The following is an 18356-nucleotide window of genomic DNA, read 5'->3' on the forward strand; positions in this document are numbered from 1 at the left end:
CGGCCATGCCGAGCCTGAAGGACTTACGAAACCGCATCGCTTCCGTTAAGGCGACGCAGAAAATCACCAAGGCCATGCAAATGGTGGCCGCGGCGAAGCTGCGTCGTGCTCAGGAAGCTGCGGAGGCCGCGCGCCCCTATGCGGAACGCATGGGTGCGGTGCTGGCCAACCTCGCGGTGGCCTTCGAGGGGCGCGACGACGCTCCGAAGCTCATGTCCGGCACCGGCAATGACCAGGTTCATCTCCTGCTCGTTGCCACGGCCGAACGTGGACTGTGTGGGGGCTTCAACACCAACATTGCCAAGCTTGCGCGTGAAAAAGCGCGCAGCCTGCTGAAGCAGGGCAAGACGGTCAAGATCATCTGTGTCGGCAAGAAGGGCTACGACTCCCTGAAGCGCGAGCTCGGCCAGCACATCATCAAGACCATCGACCTGCGCAGTGTTAAGAACGTTGGCTTCAGCAACGCGGACGACATCGGCCGCGAAGTGCTCTCCATGTACGACAATGGCGAGTTCGACGTTTGCACGCTGTTCTATTCGACTTTCAAATCCGTGATCGCGCAGGAACCGACTGCAACTCAGCTGATCCCGGCCCATTTCGAGGCTGGCAGCACTGATGCAGGCGCAGGTGCCAACGCGGTTTACGAATATGAACCGGAAGAGACAGAGATCCTTGCGGATCTGCTGCCGCGCAACATCTCCGTTCAGATTTTCCGGGCACTTCTGGAAAATGCTGCGTCTGAACAGGGTGCACGTATGTCCGCAATGGACAACGCGACCCGCAACGCCGGCGAGATGATCGACAAACTGACGATCAACTACAACCGCCAGCGCCAGGCTCAGATTACGACGGAACTGATTGAAATTATCTCGGGCGCGGAAGCGCTCTAACGGGATCGAGACGAGGATTAGGGATATGGCTGACAAAAAGGTCGGACGGATCACCCAGGTCATCGGCGCCGTTGTCGACGTCAAGTTCGATGACCACCTGCCGCTGATCCTGAACGCTCTTGAAGTTGACAACCAGGGCACGCGTCTTGTGCTTGAAGTTGCTCAGCACCTTGGCGAAAACACGGTACGTACCATCGCGATGGACTCCACCGAGGGTCTGGTGCGCGGTCAGGAAGTGGTCGACACCGATGCACCGATCGTGGTGCCGGTTGGCGACGGCACCCTGGGCCGTATCATGAACGTGATCGGCGAGCCGGTCGACGAAGCCGGTGAGATCCCGCACGAAAGCAAGCGTGCGATCCACCAGGACGCTCCGGAGTTCATCGAACAGTCCACCGAAGCAGAAATCCTTGTGACGGGCATCAAGGTCGTTGACCTTCTGGCTCCGTACGCAAAGGGCGGTAAGATCGGCCTGTTCGGCGGCGCCGGCGTGGGCAAGACCGTTCTCATCATGGAACTGATCAACAACGTCGCCAAGGCGCACGGCGGTTACTCCGTGTTCGCAGGTGTTGGCGAGCGTACTCGTGAAGGTAACGACCTTTACTGGGAAATGATCGAATCCGGCGTGAACAAGGAAGGCGGCGGAGAAGGCTCCAAGGCTGCCCTGGTCTACGGCCAGATGAACGAGCCCCCGGGAGCCCGTGCACGTGTTGCTCTGACAGGTCTGACCGTTGCAGAACACTTCCGTGACCAGGGCCAGGACGTGCTGTTCTTCGTGGACAACATCTTCCGCTTCACCCAGGCAGGTTCCGAAGTGTCCGCACTTCTCGGCCGTATCCCGTCCGCTGTGGGCTACCAGCCGACGCTGGCCACCGACATGGGCGGCATGCAGGAGCGCATCACCACCACGAACAAGGGCTCGATCACGTCCGTGCAGGCCGTGTACGTTCCGGCCGATGACTTGACCGACCCGGCACCGGCTTCGACCTTTGCTCACTTGGACGCAACGACGGTTCTTAACCGCTCGATCGCTGAAAAAGGCATCTACCCGGCTGTGGATCCGCTGGACTCCACTTCCCGTATGCTTGATGCCCGCATCATCGGCGAAGAGCACTACGAAACGGCTCGTGCGGTTCAGGTTACTCTGCAGCGCTACAAGGCTCTGCAGGACATCATCGCCATCCTGGGCATGGACGAACTGTCTGAAGAAGACAAACTCACCGTTGCCCGCGCACGTAAGATCGAGCGCTTCCTGTCCCAGCCGTTCTTCGTGGCCGAAGTCTTCACCGGTTCTCCGGGCAAGCTGGTTGCCCTCGAAGACACCATCAAGGGCTTCAAGGGTCTGGTCGAAGGCGAATACGACCACCTGCCGGAAGCTGCTTTCTACATGGTTGGCTCCATCGATGAAGCCATCGAGAAAGCACAGCGCCTGGCTGCTGAAGCCGCTTGATCGGCGAATTGACCGGACGCCCGTTATCGGGCGTCCGTCTTCTTCATGCTTGATGGCTTGCCATCAGAATTAGACTGACAAGGAAGACGCCAAATGGCTGAACTTTTCCAGTTTGAGTTGGTCTCGCCGGAGCGCCAGCTCCTCTCCGAACAGGTCGCAGAGGTCGTTGTACCGGGCGCCGAAGGCGAGTTTGGCGTTCTGAAGAACCATGCCCCGTTCATCTCCACCATCCTGCCGGGCATCCTGAAGGTGCGCAGCAGCGAAAACGGTGGCTGGGACGAATATTTCGTCCGCGGCGGTTTTGCCGATGTTGCTGCAGGCGGTCTCACCGTTCTGGCCGAACAGGCCGTTCCGGTTGGCGAGATCAGCCGTGAGCAGCTCGACCAGGCGATCCAGGATGCGCAGGAAGATGTTTCCGACGCCAAGGACGATGCCTCGCGGCAGAAGGCCGAAATGACACTGGCTCAGCTCAAGGACGTCGCAGAAGCCCTCACCAAGGCCTGATACGACCCCCTCAAGCTTCATTCAATGACGCGGTCCGGCACAACGGACCGCGTTTTTTGTTTTTGGGGGAAGCGATCGGTCAAGTATGCAAAGAGGCACGGTTCCGACGTATCTGGCAGGCTACCTCTCAAACATTCGGCTCTCGATCTGAAAGCCGAACGTCAGGCGCGAGCAAACCGCGCGACGTCTTCTTCTTCGAAGAACTTGAACCCGTTACGCCCGTTATGCTTGACTTCGTAAAGCGCCATATCTGCGCGTTTTATCACTGGACGAGGATCCAGTTCCGTGCCCGTTATAGGAGAAATTCCGACGCTGACACCAACCGAAATAATGTGATCCTGGACAGCGAACGGTGCCCCGATCTTGCGGACGATACGATCGGCGATCTCTGCCGTACTGGCGTTGCCGGAACCTGTTCCTGTCAGGATAATCCCGAATTCGTCGCCGCCGAGACGCGCGACCAGATCTGAGGACCGGACACACTCGCGCAGTCGCTGCGCGACTGTTTTAAGAAGTTCGTCGCCGACATCATGACCGAAACTGTCATTCACCGGTTTGAACTTGTCGAGATCAAGCAGCATCAGGTCGCCTGCAATGCCATTAGCCGATGCAGCATTCAGGGCTTCGTCCAGCTTTGCATTGAATAGCGTTCGGTTGGCGAGCCCGGTCAGGGTGTCATGGTGAGCGGCAAACTGGATCTTTTCAGCCGCCAGTTCACGCGAAGTGACATCTTCATGCGTACCGATCCAGCCGCCTGCCGGCAAGGGCGCATGGACCGCGCTGACAATCCTGCCGCTGGGATGTTTGAACTTGGAACGGACCACTTCGCCAGCTGAGAGACGGATCATCAGATCCATGACGTGTTCCTGAACGTCGCCTTCGAATTCGCCGCGCTCCTTCTCGGCCTGGATCAACTCGATGAGGCTGACACCCTCGTAAACATCGCCCTCAGGCTTGTTGAAGATCTCGATGTACTGCCGGTTCCACAATGACAGCCGTCCACGCGCGTCGAAGACGCTGACACCCTGGCGCATATTGGCGAGAATGGCTTCCAGTTCCTGCGAGCGATGCCGTGCCAGCCGTTCGTTCGCGGCAAGTTGTTCTTCCAGGTTCTTGCGGTCGGTGATGTCGTAAAAATTATGGATCAGACCACCTGACGGCAGTGGTGTGCTCCGGGTTTCGATGTAGGTGCCGTTCGCGGCGCGCCGTTCGAAGACCTGCGATTTTTTCAGGTCGTACTTCCGATACCGCTCAAGAGCGAGAGCCTCTGGGTCGCCAGGGCCATAGTCACCTCTTCGAGCGTTGAAGAGAAAGAAGTCGTAAAGATAAGGCCGCCCTTCAATCAACTCATCGGAATATTCGAGAAGGTCGCGGAACTGCTGATTGCTCGAAGCGAGCCGGAGCGTTTCGTCGTAGTGAACGATCCCACCCGGAAAGTTGTCGAAAATGCTTTGCAGCGTGTCGGCCTGCTGCTTGGTCTCGGTAATGTCCGTCAGAGAGACGACGACACCGTCAAGATCGAACTCCTGATCGTCGTCGATTGGCATGGCGCTCAGGCGAAGCCACTTCCTCGGACGCCCGTTGGTGGGGGAGAGACGGGCGATGACGTCCCTCAGGGATCCCGGGTCACGGGCAGCAAGCTCCAGCGGTGCATCGCATGGACCCTTGCCTTCAAGATCACAGCGAAGGCCAAAATCAATGTCGGTTACGTTCAACCCAACCAGCTCCCTCCCGGTCACGCCCAAGAGGTCGATCGCAGCAGGGTTGGCTGACTGGATTTCGCCGGTATGTGTCAGCAGAAGAATACCCTCGCTGAGAGACTCGAGCGTTGTCCGTTGGACGGCCTCGGAATAACGCAAGACGTTCTCTGCCCGCTTGCGCTCCGAAATATCAAAGAAACTGGTAATAAGGCCGCCGCTCGGCAGAGGGATCCCACGGACTTCCAGATGTGTCCCATCGGGGCTGACGCGCTCGTAGATATGCGGTTTGGGGTCATCGAAATACCTGAACCGTTCTTCCAGAAGCTTGTCCGGGTCTCCCGGGCCGTAGTCTCCCCGCTTTGCCAGATATGTCGCCACTTCCAGCAATGGCGCCTTGCGATCAATAAATTCCTGCGGCAGTTGCAGCAGGCGCTGAAAATCCTTGTTGCAGACCGCAAGCCGTCTGTCGGGATCATAATAGACAAGGCCACCTGGCAGGTTGTCGAAAATGGCTTGCAGAGCGATGAGCTGCCGCTTGGTCGCGGTGACGTCAGTCAGGGAAAGGACAACGCCGTCGAGGCCATACGCATTGTCGTCGCCAATCGATTTCGCATTCAGCCGCAGCCAGACGGATTGGTCGGTCCCGCGACGGGTTACGTTCGCAACGACGTTACAAACCTTGTCCGGATTGACCGCTGCCTGTTGCAGGGGATTGCAGCCGGAAACGTGGCCGTCTTCTTCGCATTCGATATCGAGGTCGAGATCCTGAAGCTTTTGACCTTTCATTTCCCCGACGGTGTAGCCGAGCAATGCAGCTGCTGCAGGATTGAAGGACTGGATCTGTCCGGCTCTGTTGACGAGGAGAATCCCTTCGCTCAGGGATTCCAGGGTGGTGCGATGGACCGCTTCGGAATGAAGCACGGCCTGTTCGGATTGCTTGCGTTCGGTAATGTCCTGGAAGGCGCCGATCAAACGGGTCGCGCGACCATCTTCGATGATGGGCCTGCCCGCGGTGCGAACCCAGATCTCACGCCCCCTGGCGGTCACGAACGGGAGTTCAAGATCCCAGGCGATACCTTCCTTGATACTCTTGATGACGGCATCCGATATCTGGCGACGGCAATCCGGTGCGTAGAAGGAAAGCGCCATATCGACAGTTGGAACGAAGTCGTCATCCACTTCATGGATTTCGCAGGTTTTTTCCGTCCAGGTTACCGTGTCGGTATCAATATCCACTTCCCAGCCGCCAACACCGGAAACGGCCGTGATCTCTTCCAGCAGATCGCTCTTGCGCATCGCAAGCCGTTGCTGTTCTTCGGCCGCCCGCAGGGCAGATTGCGTATCACTCTGGGCGCGATGAGACTTCATCAGACCGAGGACGATCGATCCCATACGCTGCAGTTGGCGGAGCTGTGTTTCGCTTGGCCGCCGTGGTTTGGTGTCGACGACGCAGAGTGTCCCAAGGATGTGCGTGCCATCCAGGCACAACGGCAAACCTGCATAAAAGCGTGTGTAGGGTGGACCGGCAACGAGGCTCGTATCGCGGAAGCGGGGGTCTTCAAGGGCGTTGGGAACGACCATCAACTCGCGCGAGAGGATCGCCTGATCGCAAAAAGTGCCTTTTCTTGGAGTGCCGTCGACGTCTATGCCGATCTTGGCCTTGAACCAGAGGTCATCCTTACCGACGATGGAAATGAAGGCCATCGGGGCATCGAAGATCGTGGCAAGGGTCTCCACGAGATCGTCATATTCCGGCAGGCGTTCAGAATTGAGAATCTGAAGGGTCGCCAGTGCGTCCAGGCGGTCCTGTTCGCTGTCTCCCTGCACAGGGGTCATGATGCACTGTGCCTCTCTGCCGAACGCGTCACTATCTCGGTTTTAGTTTGTTTACTCTTAGGTATAGAACTAAAACAAAGTATTAACTTTGCGAGATTGAATTAAATTGTCCATAAAGGCAGGGTTGTTTTGCGTGGTGAGGGTGATTGTATTTTAACGAAGAATCGCCTCTAGGTAATATTCAGTAAGAATATTTGCTTAGATCGAAAAAATCGCATGAAGTCTTCTATTCACGCAGAGGTTGCTCGATGTTGACATGCCTTTTGTCCAGCCTTGCAGGCTTGAAATCCAGCACGGGAAAATCCGGACAATAAAAAACCCGGCCTGGGGGCCGGGTTTCGAGGTACGTGGTGTTCCACGGTATGTCTGCTTTTTTAGTTCAAGCAGCTTGTATTCTTATGCCGCGCGGCGGAAGGACAGGCTCATGCCACCACCGGAACGGTTGCGGCGGCGCTCTTCCGGCGGGATGTAGACGATGGCGCTATGTTCGGTGCAATAGGAGACACCTGCTTCGACGCGCGTGCTGCACGGGAAGATGTAGTTACCAGAATCACCTTCTGCCCATTTGCAGCAGCCCGGGCGCGGGAGAGACAAGTCAGCCATGACGTTTTCCTTCGTTCTTCTTTTAACCAAGCGACAAAAGCGCTCGAGCATCCTCGGGGGGGAGGATCCGAACAGCTTTCGACAGGAATCGGATGTAAGCGGCGCCCGGGACGTCATCCGTTGTCCAACCCAATTGGGTGCCCTTCAGCAAGCGCAGGCATTACATAAGCGGCATGTCACAAAATTGCAATAGAATAGCTGGCAATTCCGGCCTGCATTCAGTGCATACCGGGTTAATGTAATGTTATCGTTTGGCTTTATTGCTTCGGCTTACTTTGCCAGGCCAAAGGTTTAGCCTTTTGGCTCAGGCAACTTGCCTCCAGCCTGCCGAAGCGCATCGGGTGTATCAAGATCCAGTCTTGCAGCGGATCCGATCTCGACCTCGGCCACGAACCCGGGGTTTTCGCCAATGATGTGGCGCGCTCCAACGTCGCCGCTCAAGGATTTCAGGGCTTCGAAGAAGCGCCGGTCCCACAAGACCGGATTGCCCCGTTTCCCATCCGCTGTTGCGGTGACGATCAGACTGTTGTCGTTTTCGCGGTAAGTGCCGATCAGCCTCTTCAGAATATCGCTGCCGATGCGTGGCATGTCGCCCAGAAGTACGATCACCGCATCGGTATCTGCGGAAAGAGCATTCATGCCGGTGCGGATGGAACCGGCCATGCCGTCTGCAAAATCCGGGTTGTGCACCAGCGTCACGTCCAGATCTTCCACCTGCGCGCCGACCTCTTCAGCCAGATGCCCGGTTACCAGAACGGTCTGTGACAGATCGGCGCCGACGGCAGCTTCCGCGGCATGCCGGATCAGGGTCTTGCCGTCCAGCGTCGCAAGCAGCTTGTTCGGACCGCCCATGCGGGATGACTTGCCAGCGCCAAGGATCAGCGCCGCGATCCTGGCAGCTTCGCCCTTGCGTTTGCCTTCGCGAGGCTGCGGCCGTGTCCCGATTTCCATCAGAAGGCCTCCAACACCCATTGCGGTAATGTCATCGGGGTGTACTTCCAGTCCGGCAAGCAGGCGGTCCAGAACCCAGTCGAAACCGTTCTCCTTCGGGCTTCGGGCGCAGCCCGGTGCGCCCAGCACGGGAATGCCGTCGAGACTTCCGAGCATCAGCAGGTTGCCGGGATCCACCGGCATACCCAGGTGGTGCACCGTCCCCCCGGCAAGATCCAGACCCGCAGGCAGCACGTCCTGCCTGTCAACTACGGCAGAGGCTCCGAACAGGATCAGAAAATCAGCGCCTTCTTCCTTCAGCGACCGCAAGGCTTCGGCAACGGCCTCGCTGCTGTGGGCAACCCTGTGCTCACTCAGGACGATTGATCCGCTCGGCAGCAGCCTGTCTTCCAGCACGCGGCGGGTCTTGTCCATGGTCGAGGGCTTGAGATGCGGCAGTTGCGTTGCGACAAGGCCAACCTTGCGCGGACTGAAACCGGCAACGCGGACAGCACCCTTGAGGGCGCTTTCGGCAGCTCCCAGTTGTTCTTCTGGAACGGCAAAGGAAATGATCTTCGCGGTTGCAACCATACGGCCGGCCAGAACCTTGCTGTAATTCGGCAGGGTCGCGAAGGTGATGGCCGGATCAATCCGGTTGGCCGCGGTAACCGCATCCGCATCAACCACCAGGACGCCGTTGGTGGCGGCATAGAGGTTCATGCGCCCCGTAAAGGCGGTGTCGGTCTCAAGGCCCGCACCTGCAGCGGCGGTGGCGAGTTGCTCAGCCGCGGCATCCTCTCCGGTGTCGCCGGGCTCTATTCGGGCAACCATGAGGCTGTCGATACCGGCGGCGGCCAAGTCGGCGCAGTCTTGTCCTGTCAGGCGGTGGCCTTTTTTCAGCACACGCTTCGGCAGGGCTGTCCGGTGCGCGAGAATACAGCCTTCGGCATCTTCCGGCGGACAGGGGCCGAATATCATGCGGCAGCTCCCGGAGCCGTCCGCAACGCCTTGATGATGGCGCCCAGCACGGCAACCGCAATTTCCTCCGGTGAAGCCGCACCGATATCGAGGCCGATCGGAGCATCGATCCGGTCAAACAGCTCAGGTGCCAGTCCGGCTTCGGTAAAGCGTTCCAGACGCTTGCCGTGTGTCTTGCGGCTGCCAAGCGCCCCGACATAGAAACATCCGGTCTTCAGCGCTTCCATCAGGGGGAAGTCGTCTATCTTCGGATCATGAGTGACAGCGGCAACGGCCGTGAAGGCATCAAGGGGCGCGTCCTTCAAGACCTCTTCGGGCCAGTCCGCCTTGAGTGAGCTTCCGGGAAAGCGGTCATCGGTGGCGAAGGCCGTGCGCGGATCAATGACGGTCACATCGAGCCCCGCAATCTCCGCCATCGGAACAAGCGCCTGGCTGATGTGCACTGCGCCGATGATGACCAGGCGCGGCGCAGGCAGGGATACGTTCAGGAAGACTTCGCCTCTTTCTCCGGTGATCATGCCGGATTTGCCGGAGCGGAAACGCCTTGCAAGTTCCTCAGACAGGGGATCGCCGGAAAAATCGTCGGATTTGCGGACGAGGCGTTGCCGCCCGTCCACCATGTCGGTCACCAGGATGGCCGCACGGCGCGCGGCACGGTCCTTGTTGAGGTCACTGAGCAGGGAAAAGTCCATGGTCTATGCGCGGTCCGTTGCCAGTTTCAGTCCAAGTCCCACCAGAAGAGATCCTCCAAGCCAGCGTGTGAGGCTCTGGAACCTCGATGTCCTGGTCAGTCGCTTTTTCACTTGGCTTGCAAAAAGTACGGTGACGATATCTGCCGAGGTGAAAGCGAAGTTGACGAGCGTTCCCAGGATCAGGAACTGCGCCCAGATCGGCAGGCTTGCGTCAGGTGAAACGAACTGCGGCAGGAAGGCGATGAAGAAGATGGCGACCTTGGGATTGAGAACCTCCACCAGCACGCTGTCTGCAAAGGCTCGCTTTTCGGATTTTTGGGGCAGATTGGGTGTCGGTCCGGCCACTACGCGGGTCCGGATCATCTGGATGCCGAGAAAGATCAGGTAAAGCCCGCCAACCAGCTTCAGCGCAAAATAGAGTGTCGGCACGACACTGAAGATCGCCGACAGGCCAAAGGCTGCGGCAAAGACATGCACATAACAGCCCAGGTGAATACCCGCGGCAGCCATGAAACCGGCCCGCTGTCCGCGGGCGATCGTCTGTGCGGCGGTATAAAGCAGGGCCGGGCCAGGCATATAGGCGAAAAGAGCCGTAGCGGCGACAAAGGCAAGCAGGGTTTCCGTGGTCATCGAAATCAGATCCGGGATCAGGTGACGGGTTCGACGTAGACGCGAATGCGGCCGCCGCAGGAAAGGCCGACACGCCAGGCAGTTTCATCGGCAACACCAAATTCCAGCGTGGTCGGCTTGCCGGTCTCGATGACGTCGATTGCCTCGGACACCACCGCCCCTTCGACACAGCCGCCGGAGACGGAGCCTTCGAAGTTGCCTTCGGCATCAATGACCAGATGAGACCCAACCGGGCGTGGCGCGGAACCCCAGGTCTCGACCACTGTCGCCAGTGCAACGGAACGTCCCGCACCGCGCCAGCTTTCGGCGGTCTTCAAAACGTCGGGAATGGAAGTCGTCTCTGTGGCCGTCATGAGGTCGCCCCTTCAAGGTAGGACCTTCAATATAGATCTTTCTGAATTTGATGAAAGAGAGCAGGCGAGGGAAAGCAAGCGCAGCATCACCCTGTGCTCCTCGCGCCGCCGGCGGACTTTCTCAGCGATCATCCATCCGGCGGGACATCGCGATTGGGAAGGACAAGAGCGTTGTCTACCCACGAAAAAACGGCTCCTCGAGGGGGAGGAGCCGTTCAGGTTTTGCGGGGTATTATTGTCGGGCTTATTCGGCAGCCATACGCACGGCGGGAGCGGCATTCAGCACCGCACCGTCGACATGGGCTTCAAAGGTCGCGAAGTTCTTGACGAACATTTGCACCAGCTTGGCGGCCTGAAGATCATAGGCATCCTTGTCCGTCCAGGTTTCGCGCGGGGTCAGGATCGTATCGTCGACACCTTCGACGGAAACCGGAACATCGAAGCCGAAGTTCGCATCGGTGCGGAACTCGGCGTCCTTCAGGCTGCCGTTCAGTGCGGAAGTGAGCAGCGTACGGGTGGCCTTGATCGGCATGCGCTGACCGGTGCCGTATGCACCGCCGGTCCAGCCGGTGTTGACCAGCCAGCAATCCACATTGTGCTTGGCAATGAGGTCCTTCAACAGGTTGCCGTATTCGGACGGATGCCGCGGCAGGAACGGCGCGCCGAAGCAGGTCGAGAAGGTTGCCTGCGGCTCGGTAACACCCTTTTCCGTGCCGGCCACCTTGGCGGTGTACCCGGACAGGAAGTGATACATCGCCTGGGCCGGTGTCAGACGCGCGATCGGCGGCATGACGCCGAAGGCATCGGCCGTCAGCATGATGATGGTCTTCGGCATCGGCGCGCAGCCGGTGTCGCTGGCATTGGAGATGAAGTGGATCGGGTAGGCGGCGCGGGTGTTCTCGGTTTTCGAACCGTCGTCGAAATCCGGCACCCGGTTCTCGTCCAGAACCACGTTTTCCAGAACAGTGCCGAAGCGCTGGGTGGTGGAGTAGATCTCCGGCTCGGCTTCCGCGGAAAGCTTGATGGTCTTGGCGTAGCAGCCGCCTTCGAAGTTGAAGATGCCGCTTTCACCCCAGCCGTGCTCGTCGTCGCCGATCAGCGTGCGGGACGGGTCGGCGGAGAGCGTGGTCTTGCCGGTGCCGGACAGGCCGAAGAACACTGCGGTATCGCCTGCATCGCCCAAGTTCGCCGAGCAGTGCATGGACATGACGCCCTTTGCCGGCAGCAGGTGGTTCAGCATGGTGAAGACGGACTTTTTCATTTCGCCTGCATAGGAGGTTCCGCCGATCAGGACGATCTTGCGGGTCAGGTCGCAGGCGATCACGGTTTCGGTCCGGCAGCCGTAGCGTTCCGGATCCGCCTTGAAGCTCGGCAGATCGATGATTGTCATGTCCGGCGCAAAGCCTTCCAGCTCGGAAGTCTCGGGCCGGAGAAGGAGGTTGCGGATGAACAGCGAATGCCAGGCATATTCCGTGTAGACGCGCACCGGCAGGCGATGGGTCTTGTCAGCGCCGCCGTAAAGGTCCTGTGCGAACAGCTCCATGCCCTCAGCGTGGGCAAGGAAATCGGAAAGCAGCAGGTCGAAATTGGCTTTCGACATCTGGGCGTTGTTGTCCCACCACACTGTGTCGCGGGTCTCGTCGTCCAGAACCACGAACTTGTCTTTCGGCGAGCGGCCGGTGTGAACACCGGTTTCAGCAACAATCGCGCCGCCGGCAGCTAGCTGCGCTTCGCCGCGGGAGAGGGAATATTCATAAAGAGCAGGCTCGTTCTGGTTCCAATAGAGCGCTTTCAGGCCTTTGAAGCCGAAAGTTTCGCAACCAATTGAGGGATTCCTGACACCTACTTCTTGCATGTTCCCGCAGTCCTCGTGATGGGGGCTAGTTTTGTCACGGCCGGAGAAAGTTAAGAAAAGCTAAATCTGGCTGTGAGGGCTGCGAACGTAGTGGAATGACCAAAAGGCAGCAAGACTACCAAAGGTGCTATGTAATTGTTTAATCGATTAAAAATCACCATTAAATTGCCAATGATTAATTTGGACATCGAACTAAAAATCGAAACTTTCGGAATGTTCGAAATGTTGATTGAATCGAAAGAAAGTGCGTTCATTTCGCACTTGTAATAGAGACTCGACTGAGCCTCGCCACCAATGTACGAGACTTGACGTTAAGTTGGTCTCTTGAAATCTTTTACAGTGATCCCCACCAATGCAGCCGGCTGGGCGGTCTTTGTGTCATGCAAGCATATCCGGAGGCGGATTGCCTTAATTTATGCGCATTTAGCAGGCCAAAGGCTGTGTGTTACATTAATGCCGATGCGCGCCATCGGTGCGTTGCCGGAAATGGAAAAACAAAGCATGCCGACAATTGCCCTGGTCGATGACGACCGCAACATTTTGACTTCGGTCTCTATCGCATTGGAAGCGGAAGGCTATCGCGTTCAAACCTACACCGACGGTACATCGGCGCTCGACGGCCTGCAGAGCGACCCGCCGGAACTCGCGATTTTCGATATCAAGATGCCACGTATGGACGGCATGGAACTGCTGCGCCGCCTGCGCCAGAACTCCGATCTGCCGGTAATCTTCCTGACCTCCAAGGATGACGAGATCGACGAACTCTTCGGCCTGAAGATGGGCGCCGACGATTTCATCCGCAAACCCTTCTCGCAGCGGCTTCTGGTCGAGCGTGTGCGAGCGGTGCTGCGCCGGGCGCAGCCGCGTGATGCATCCACGCCGCGCGACGATGCCGACAAACTGCTGGAACGTGGCCAGCTGGTAATGGACCAGGAGCGTCACACCTGCACCTGGAACGGCAAACCCGTCACGCTGACCGTAACCGAATTCCTGATCTTGTCCGCGCTCGCGCAGCGGCCCGGTGTCGTCAAGAGCCGTAACGCGCTCATGGACGCGGCCTATGACGATCAGGTCTATGTGGACGACCGCACCATCGATAGCCACATCAAGCGGCTGCGCAAGAAGTTCAAGGTTGTTGATGACGACTTCGACATGATCGAAACCCTCTACGGCGTCGGGTATCGTTTCCGGGAAGTCTGAAACGGACCGGTAGAGCGACTGTCCCGGTAAAACCTGGAAACGATCTGCTTTTGGCTGTTCAGTCGGTTTCGATTGAACAGCCTTTGATCTAATGTGAGCCCGAATGGCGGTGGAAAGCGAGAGCGCGGAAGAGATTGGTGCCTCTGAACCTCAGAACGGTTCGGATCGCTCCCGTCTGCGCCGACTTGGCAACAAGCGCATCCGTCGCCGTCTGCTCAGCCAGTTGGGCCGTATCTTCGGAACCTATGTTCTCTCGTCGCTGACGCGGCGGATCATCGCCATCAACCTCGTGGGTCTGCTGGCACTGGTGATCGGTATTCTGTACCTCAATCAGTTTCGCGCGGGTCTGATCGATGCACGGGTGCAGAGCCTTCTGACCCAGGGTGAAATCATTGCCGGCGCCATTGCCGCTTCCGCCACCGTCGATACGGGCACGATCACCGTCGACCCCGAACGCCTGTTGCAGTTGCAGGCGGGCGAAAGCATTACCCCGACCCAGGAAGACCTCGACAGTCTCGATTTTCCGATCAACCCGGAACGGGTCGGTCCCGTGCTGCGCCGCCTGATTTCGCCGACCAAGACCCGGGCGCGGATCTATGATCCGGAAGGCATTCTCATCCTCGACAGCCGCCACCTTTATACCAGCGCCCAGATCCTGCGCTTCGATCTGCCGCCTCCGACGGCGGAGGAGGAAGGCTTCTGGGATTCGACCTGGCAATGGGTCAAGCGCTGGCTGCGCCAGGGTGACTTGCCGATCTATCAGGACGTAGGCGGCGGCGATGGCCGCGCCTATCCGGAAGTGGAGGCGGCGCTTGCCGGATCTCCGGCCAGCGTGACGCGGATCTCGCAACGGGGCGAGCTGATCGTTTCCGTTGCCGTGCCGATCCAGCGGTTCCGCGCGGTCCTTGGGGCCTTGCTCCTGTCGACACAGGGCGGTGACATCGACGCCATCGTGCGGGCCGAACGTATCGCTATCATTCGCGTGTTCCTGTTTGCCGCCACAGTGACCATCCTTCTGTCGATCCTTCTGGCCGGGACGATTGCCGGCCCGGTCCGGCGCCTTGCGGCTGCCGCGGACCGCGTGCGGCGAGGCTCGACCTCTCGCGAGGAGATACCGGACTTTTCGGATCGGCAGGACGAGATCGGCCACCTGGCGCGTTCGTTCCGGGAAATGACCCACGCGCTCTACAACAAGATCGATGCAATCGAGCAGTTTGCCGCCGATGTCGCGCACGAATTGAAGAACCCGCTGACATCGCTGCGCAGTGCCGTGGAAACCCTGCCGCTGGCCAAGTCCAAGAATTCGCAGGACCGGTTGATGGAAGTGATCCAGCATGACGTGCGCCGCCTCGATCGTCTGATCAGCGACATCTCCGATGCTTCCCGCCTTGATGCGGAACTGGCCCGGATCCAGGCCGAGCCGATCGACCTGGCCGAACTGCTGCGCAACATGGCCGATGCCGCCAACCAGCGGTCCGGAGCGGAGGAGGCAAGTGTCAAGCTGGCCGTTGCAGATGCTCAGGGCAGCAAGCCCTATCAGATGCAAGGCCATGATATTCGCCTCGGACAGGTCGTCAGCAACCTTCTGGACAACGCCAGGTCCTTCTCGCCCGCCGGCGGAACGGTTCGGGTGGATCTCAGCCGGGACGGCCGGATGATCAAGATCATCGTGGACGATGACGGTCCCGGCATCCGTGCTGAAAACACCGAGCGCATTTTTGAACGCTTCTATACCGACAGGCCGGAAGGCGAAGGCTTCGGCAACAATTCCGGTCTGGGTCTGTCGATCTCCCGGCAGATCATCGAAGCCCATGGCGGGACCATTGTTGCCACCAACCGGCTGGTGCCCGGTCGGGACGGCAAGCAGAAGATTGCAGGTGCTCGTTTCACCATCTATCTGCCGGCAGGGCGGGGCAAGTGACGCCTCCGGCGGTTCATGCCAACTGCGCGGTGGTGGGCACAGCCGGCCTTCTGATCCGGGGCGGTGCCGGAAGCGGCAAGACAACCCTTTCGGATATTCTCGTCGAGGCGGCACGGGCCAAAGGCAATCTCGGCCTTCTGGTGGCTGACGACTACACGCATGTTGCTGCAGCCGATGGACGGCTCGAGGCGCATGCGCCGCGGACGATCGAAGGCCGCATGGAAGTCCGCGGTTTCGGTGTTGTCGAAACGCGCTTTCTGCCGCACGCGCAAGTGCATCTGTTGGTCGAACTGAAGCAGGCCGACGCCATCGAGAGGATGCCGGTGCAGGCTCTTGCGACGACCTGCCTGGAAGGGGTGCATTTGCCGGTGGTTATGTGCCCGCAAAACGACCCTGAGCACAGCCTGCGCCTGATCCGCTGGGCGTTACGGCACCTTTTCCCCAAAGGACCGGATTATATTTGAGGCAGCAGGGGCGTTTTTTGCTTGCAACTGACGAAGCGGTTGAAGAGAGTGCATCAGACTGATAAACGCCCGGCTCTTTCCGGATCTCTTTTGGGATCCTGAGCTTAACGCACTCGATAATCAGGCTAACTGACGCATGATCGGACTTGTACTTGTTACGCACGGGCGCCTTGCTGAGGAATTCAAAGCGGCGCTGGAACATGTTGTCGGTCCACAGGAACAGGTTGAAACCATCTCCATTGGTCCGGATGACGACATGGAGCAGCGGCGCCAGGACATTCTGGCCGCTGTGGAAGCTGCCAATTCGGGCAAGGGTGTGGTGCTTCTGACGGACATGTTCGGTGGCACACCTTCCAACCTCGCAATTTCCGTGATGGACAGCAAATCCGTTGAAGTGGTGGCCGGTGTCAATCTGCCGATGCTGATCAAGCTTGCCAGCGTGCGCGCAGATCGCGAACTGGCCGATGCTGTCGATGAAGCCCGTCAGGCCGGCCAGAAATACATCTCGGTTGCCAGCCAGGTGCTGTCGGGACAGAACTAAAACAACAATGACAGCGCAGACCGTGTTGGAAAAAGACCTGACAATCGTCAACCGCCGTGGCCTGCATGCCAGGGCTTCCGCAAAGCTGGTGAAGCTGGTGGAGACGTTTGACGCAGACGTCCAGGTTTCCAAGGACGGCCAGACCGTCGGCGGAACGTCGATCATGGGTCTCATGATGCTCGCTGCCAGCCCGGGTTGCTTTATCACTGTCAGCGTCACCGGCTCTGATGCAGGAGACGCCATGGCGGCGATTGCCGAACTCGTCGAAAGCGGCTTTGGCGAAGAAGATTGATTTTGACATTTCGTGCCGCCACCCTGCGGTGCACATTCCTGCTGCGGTCGATCGAGTGAATTCCGGGCATCGGCCACACCCTTCCAAACCGAACCGGGGGCCGACATGGCGAGCCACACTCAGGACCGACTGATTTCCGCCGCGCGCACTGCACTTACCCATGTCCATGAGGCGTTGGAACTTCAATTCGCGTTCGAACTCTGGGACGGATCCCGGGTACCTGCCGATGCGCGGGCGGACGGTCTGCGGCTTGCTCTTTCCGAAACGGCGCTGACGCGTCTTCTTCGCCGTCCCGGCATCAAGACGCTGATCGATCTCTATGCAAATGGCGACGTCGACCCGCGCGGTGGCAGCATTTTCGACTTTGCCGAAAAGCGGCCGACACTCAAAAGCCGGGAAATTCGCAAACGCCTCAACAAGACCCTGCTGCTGAAAACCGGATTTTCGCTCTGGCGCGGTTCTGGTCGCAAGGCTGAAGCCAACCCGGACGGGCTTGATGCCGGTCAGTCAGCGGACCGAAGCTCCGGCAGCCGCAAGGACGACATCGCGTTCCATTACGACGTTTCCAACGACTTCTACCGGCTCTTTCTCGATCCGGAGATGGTCTACACCTGCGCCTATTTCTCCGACTGGTCGAACGATCTGGCGACGGCGCAGAAAGACAAGCTCGACATGATCTGCCGCAAGCTGCGGCTGAAGCCGGGCGACCGGATGCTCGATATCGGTTGCGGCTGGGGTGCCCTGATTTGCCACGCCGCCGAACATTATGGCGTGACAGCCGTTGGGGTCACGCTGGCGGAAGAACAGCTGAAGCTTGCCGAGGAGCGGATCAAGGCGCGTGGCCTTGAAGACAAGGTCTCGGTCAAGCTGATCGACTATCGCGACATGGACGGCAAGTTCGACAAGATCTCATCCATCGGCATGTTCGAGGCGGTCGGGCTGGACAATTACGATAATTATTTCCAGAGCGTGCACCGCCTGCTGAAACCGCGGGGTGTCTACCTGCACCATGCGATCACCCGCCGCGGAAAAAAGGATCTGAAGGCATTCCGCCGCAAGAAGCCGGAATACCAGGCGCTGGTACGCTACATCTTCCCGGGAGGGGAGGTCGACCACATTGGCTGGACGCTGACCAATCTGGAAGCGCACGGCTTCGAGGTTCACGACGTGGAAGCCTGGCGCGAGCACTATGCCCGCACGACACGGCTGTGGGCGGAAAACCTGATGAAGGTAAAGGATGCGGCTGTCGCGGAAATAGGCGAGCACAAATATCGTCTGTGGCTGGCCTATCTCATTGGCGTCTCGCTCGGCTTCGAACGCGGCTCCATCGGCATCTTCCAGACGGTCGCGACGCGCCGCACCAAGGGTCCGTCGGGCATGCCGCCGTCACGCGCGGATCTCTACCGGACGTGATTGGGATATATGATATAAAGAATTCTTTATATCTTTATTGCGTGATGACCCTGCTGACGCTATAACCCCTTCCAACGATTTCCGGAGCCTTCCGGATTTCGGCT

At 58.8% G+C, this 18356-nt stretch carries 16 protein-coding genes; 9 read left to right on the forward strand and 7 right to left on the reverse strand.

The window, feature by feature from the left end; translation table 11 throughout:
• Window positions 1-5 precede the first annotated feature (5 nt).
• The 3 genes from ACVDG9_RS01745 to ACVDG9_RS01755 all read left to right on the forward strand — a co-directional run bounded on the left by ACVDG9_RS01745 (window position 6) and on the right by ACVDG9_RS01755 (window position 2844).
• Window positions 6-890, forward strand: coding sequence for a F0F1 ATP synthase subunit gamma (locus ACVDG9_RS01745; RefSeq protein WP_062490793.1), 885 nt, complete (start codon window positions 6-8; stop codon window positions 888-890).
• Between the two features lie 25 nt (window positions 891-915).
• Entirely contained in the window at window positions 916-2340 is a 1425-nt protein-coding gene (gene atpD, locus ACVDG9_RS01750; RefSeq protein WP_022998994.1) for a F0F1 ATP synthase subunit beta, read from the forward strand.
• A 93-nt stretch (window positions 2341-2433) separates the two neighbouring features.
• Window positions 2434-2844 (forward strand): F0F1 ATP synthase subunit epsilon, encoded by a 411-nt coding sequence (locus ACVDG9_RS01755; RefSeq protein ID WP_022998993.1) that lies wholly within the window; start codon window positions 2434-2436, stop codon window positions 2842-2844.
• A 161-nt stretch (window positions 2845-3005) separates the two neighbouring features.
• On the opposite strand, the gene ACVDG9_RS01760 is transcribed toward ACVDG9_RS01755, so the two are convergent.
• From ACVDG9_RS01760 to ACVDG9_RS01790, 7 genes are all read right to left on the reverse strand, one after another.
• Window positions 3006-6380 (reverse strand): PAS-domain containing protein, encoded by a 3375-nt coding sequence (locus ACVDG9_RS01760; protein WP_447237156.1) that lies wholly within the window; start codon window positions 6378-6380, stop codon window positions 3006-3008.
• A gap of 396 nt (window positions 6381-6776) precedes the next feature.
• Window positions 6777-6983 (reverse strand): hypothetical protein, encoded by a 207-nt coding sequence (locus tag ACVDG9_RS01765; protein ID WP_022998990.1) that lies wholly within the window; start codon window positions 6981-6983, stop codon window positions 6777-6779.
• A 291-nt stretch (window positions 6984-7274) separates the two neighbouring features.
• On the reverse strand, window positions 7275-8891 hold the full coding sequence (locus ACVDG9_RS01770) for an NTP transferase domain-containing protein (RefSeq protein WP_447237157.1): 1617 nt from the start codon (window positions 8889-8891) through the stop codon (window positions 7275-7277).
• Window positions 8888-9583, reverse strand: a complete 696-nt coding sequence (locus ACVDG9_RS01775; protein WP_447237158.1) for an XdhC family protein — start codon at window positions 9581-9583, stop codon at window positions 8888-8890. Before ACVDG9_RS01775 ends, ACVDG9_RS01770 begins: the two co-directional genes overlap by 4 nt.
• A 3-nt stretch (window positions 9584-9586) precedes the next feature.
• On the reverse strand, window positions 9587-10213 hold the full coding sequence (locus tag ACVDG9_RS01780; RefSeq protein WP_447237159.1) for a LysE family translocator: 627 nt from the start codon (window positions 10211-10213) through the stop codon (window positions 9587-9589).
• Between the two features lie 17 nt (window positions 10214-10230).
• Complete coding sequence (locus tag ACVDG9_RS01785) at window positions 10231-10566, reverse strand: XdhC family protein (RefSeq protein WP_022998985.1); 336 nt, start codon at window positions 10564-10566, stop codon at window positions 10231-10233.
• A gap of 244 nt (window positions 10567-10810) precedes the next feature.
• Window positions 10811-12421, reverse strand: coding sequence for a phosphoenolpyruvate carboxykinase (locus ACVDG9_RS01790; RefSeq protein ID WP_447237160.1), 1611 nt, complete (start codon window positions 12419-12421; stop codon window positions 10811-10813).
• 501 nt (window positions 12422-12922) lie between these two features.
• On the opposite strand from ACVDG9_RS01790, the gene ACVDG9_RS01795 reads away from it, so the two are divergent.
• The 6 genes from ACVDG9_RS01795 to ACVDG9_RS01820 all read left to right on the forward strand — a co-directional run bounded on the left by ACVDG9_RS01795 (window position 12923) and on the right by ACVDG9_RS01820 (window position 18252).
• Window positions 12923-13621 (forward strand): response regulator transcription factor, encoded by a 699-nt coding sequence (locus ACVDG9_RS01795; RefSeq protein ID WP_031268674.1) that lies wholly within the window; start codon window positions 12923-12925, stop codon window positions 13619-13621.
• 103 nt (window positions 13622-13724) lie between these two features.
• The gene (locus ACVDG9_RS01800) at window positions 13725-15542 is read left to right on the forward strand and encodes a sensor histidine kinase (protein WP_055657219.1); all 1818 of its coding nucleotides are present in this window, start codon (window positions 13725-13727) and stop codon (window positions 15540-15542) included.
• Window positions 15539-16006: an HPr kinase/phosphorylase gene (locus tag ACVDG9_RS01805; RefSeq protein ID WP_447237161.1), complete on the forward strand. Its 468-nt coding sequence runs from the start codon at window positions 15539-15541 to the stop codon at window positions 16004-16006. The genes ACVDG9_RS01800 and ACVDG9_RS01805 overlap by 4 nt, the downstream gene beginning before the upstream one ends.
• A gap of 136 nt (window positions 16007-16142) precedes the next feature.
• A complete protein-coding gene (locus tag ACVDG9_RS01810; protein WP_022998980.1) occupies window positions 16143-16547 on the forward strand; it encodes a PTS sugar transporter subunit IIA in 405 nt (134 codons plus the stop codon).
• A 7-nt stretch (window positions 16548-16554) separates the two neighbouring features.
• The gene (locus ACVDG9_RS01815; protein ID WP_022998979.1) at window positions 16555-16839 is read left to right on the forward strand and encodes an HPr family phosphocarrier protein; all 285 of its coding nucleotides are present in this window, start codon (window positions 16555-16557) and stop codon (window positions 16837-16839) included.
• A gap of 105 nt (window positions 16840-16944) precedes the next feature.
• Window positions 16945-18252, forward strand: a complete 1308-nt coding sequence (locus ACVDG9_RS01820; RefSeq protein WP_447237162.1) for a class I SAM-dependent methyltransferase — start codon at window positions 16945-16947, stop codon at window positions 18250-18252.
• The last annotated feature ends 104 nt before the right edge of the window (window positions 18253-18356 follow it).

It is taken from the genome of Roseibium sp. RP-7, from assembly GCF_053005225.1.

Bases quoted from the DNA above. Each gene is read 5' to 3' on its own strand.
- ACVDG9_RS01815 (WP_022998979.1), top strand. From the start codon at position 16,555: ATGACAGCGCAGACCGTGTTGGAAAAAGACCTGACAATCGTCAACCGC.
- atpD (WP_022998994.1), top strand. From the start codon at position 916: ATGGCTGACAAAAAGGTCGGACGGATCACCCAGGTCATCGGCGCCGTT.
- ACVDG9_RS01760 (WP_447237156.1), bottom strand. From the start codon at position 6,380: ATGACCCCTGTGCAGGGAGACAGCGAACAGGACCGCCTGGACGCACTG.
- ACVDG9_RS01745 (WP_062490793.1), top strand. From the start codon at position 6: ATGCCGAGCCTGAAGGACTTACGAAACCGCATCGCTTCCGTTAAGGCG.
- ACVDG9_RS01770 (WP_447237157.1), bottom strand. From the start codon at position 8,891: ATGATATTCGGCCCCTGTCCGCCGGAAGATGCCGAAGGCTGTATTCTC.
- ACVDG9_RS01780 (WP_447237159.1), bottom strand. From the start codon at position 10,213: ATGACCACGGAAACCCTGCTTGCCTTTGTCGCCGCTACGGCTCTTTTC.
- ACVDG9_RS01775 (WP_447237158.1), bottom strand. From the start codon at position 9,583: ATGGACTTTTCCCTGCTCAGTGACCTCAACAAGGACCGTGCCGCGCGC.
- ACVDG9_RS01755 (WP_022998993.1), top strand. From the start codon at position 2,434: ATGGCTGAACTTTTCCAGTTTGAGTTGGTCTCGCCGGAGCGCCAGCTC.
- ACVDG9_RS01800 (WP_055657219.1), top strand. From the start codon at position 13,725: ATGGCGGTGGAAAGCGAGAGCGCGGAAGAGATTGGTGCCTCTGAACCT.
- ACVDG9_RS01795 (WP_031268674.1), top strand. From the start codon at position 12,923: ATGCCGACAATTGCCCTGGTCGATGACGACCGCAACATTTTGACTTCG.
- ACVDG9_RS01820 (WP_447237162.1), top strand. From the start codon at position 16,945: ATGGCGAGCCACACTCAGGACCGACTGATTTCCGCCGCGCGCACTGCA.
- ACVDG9_RS01785 (WP_022998985.1), bottom strand. From the start codon at position 10,566: ATGACGGCCACAGAGACGACTTCCATTCCCGACGTTTTGAAGACCGCC.
- ACVDG9_RS01790 (WP_447237160.1), bottom strand. From the start codon at position 12,421: ATGCAAGAAGTAGGTGTCAGGAATCCCTCAATTGGTTGCGAAACTTTC.
- ACVDG9_RS01765 (WP_022998990.1), bottom strand. From the start codon at position 6,983: ATGGCTGACTTGTCTCTCCCGCGCCCGGGCTGCTGCAAATGGGCAGAA.
- ACVDG9_RS01810 (WP_022998980.1), top strand. From the start codon at position 16,143: ATGATCGGACTTGTACTTGTTACGCACGGGCGCCTTGCTGAGGAATTC.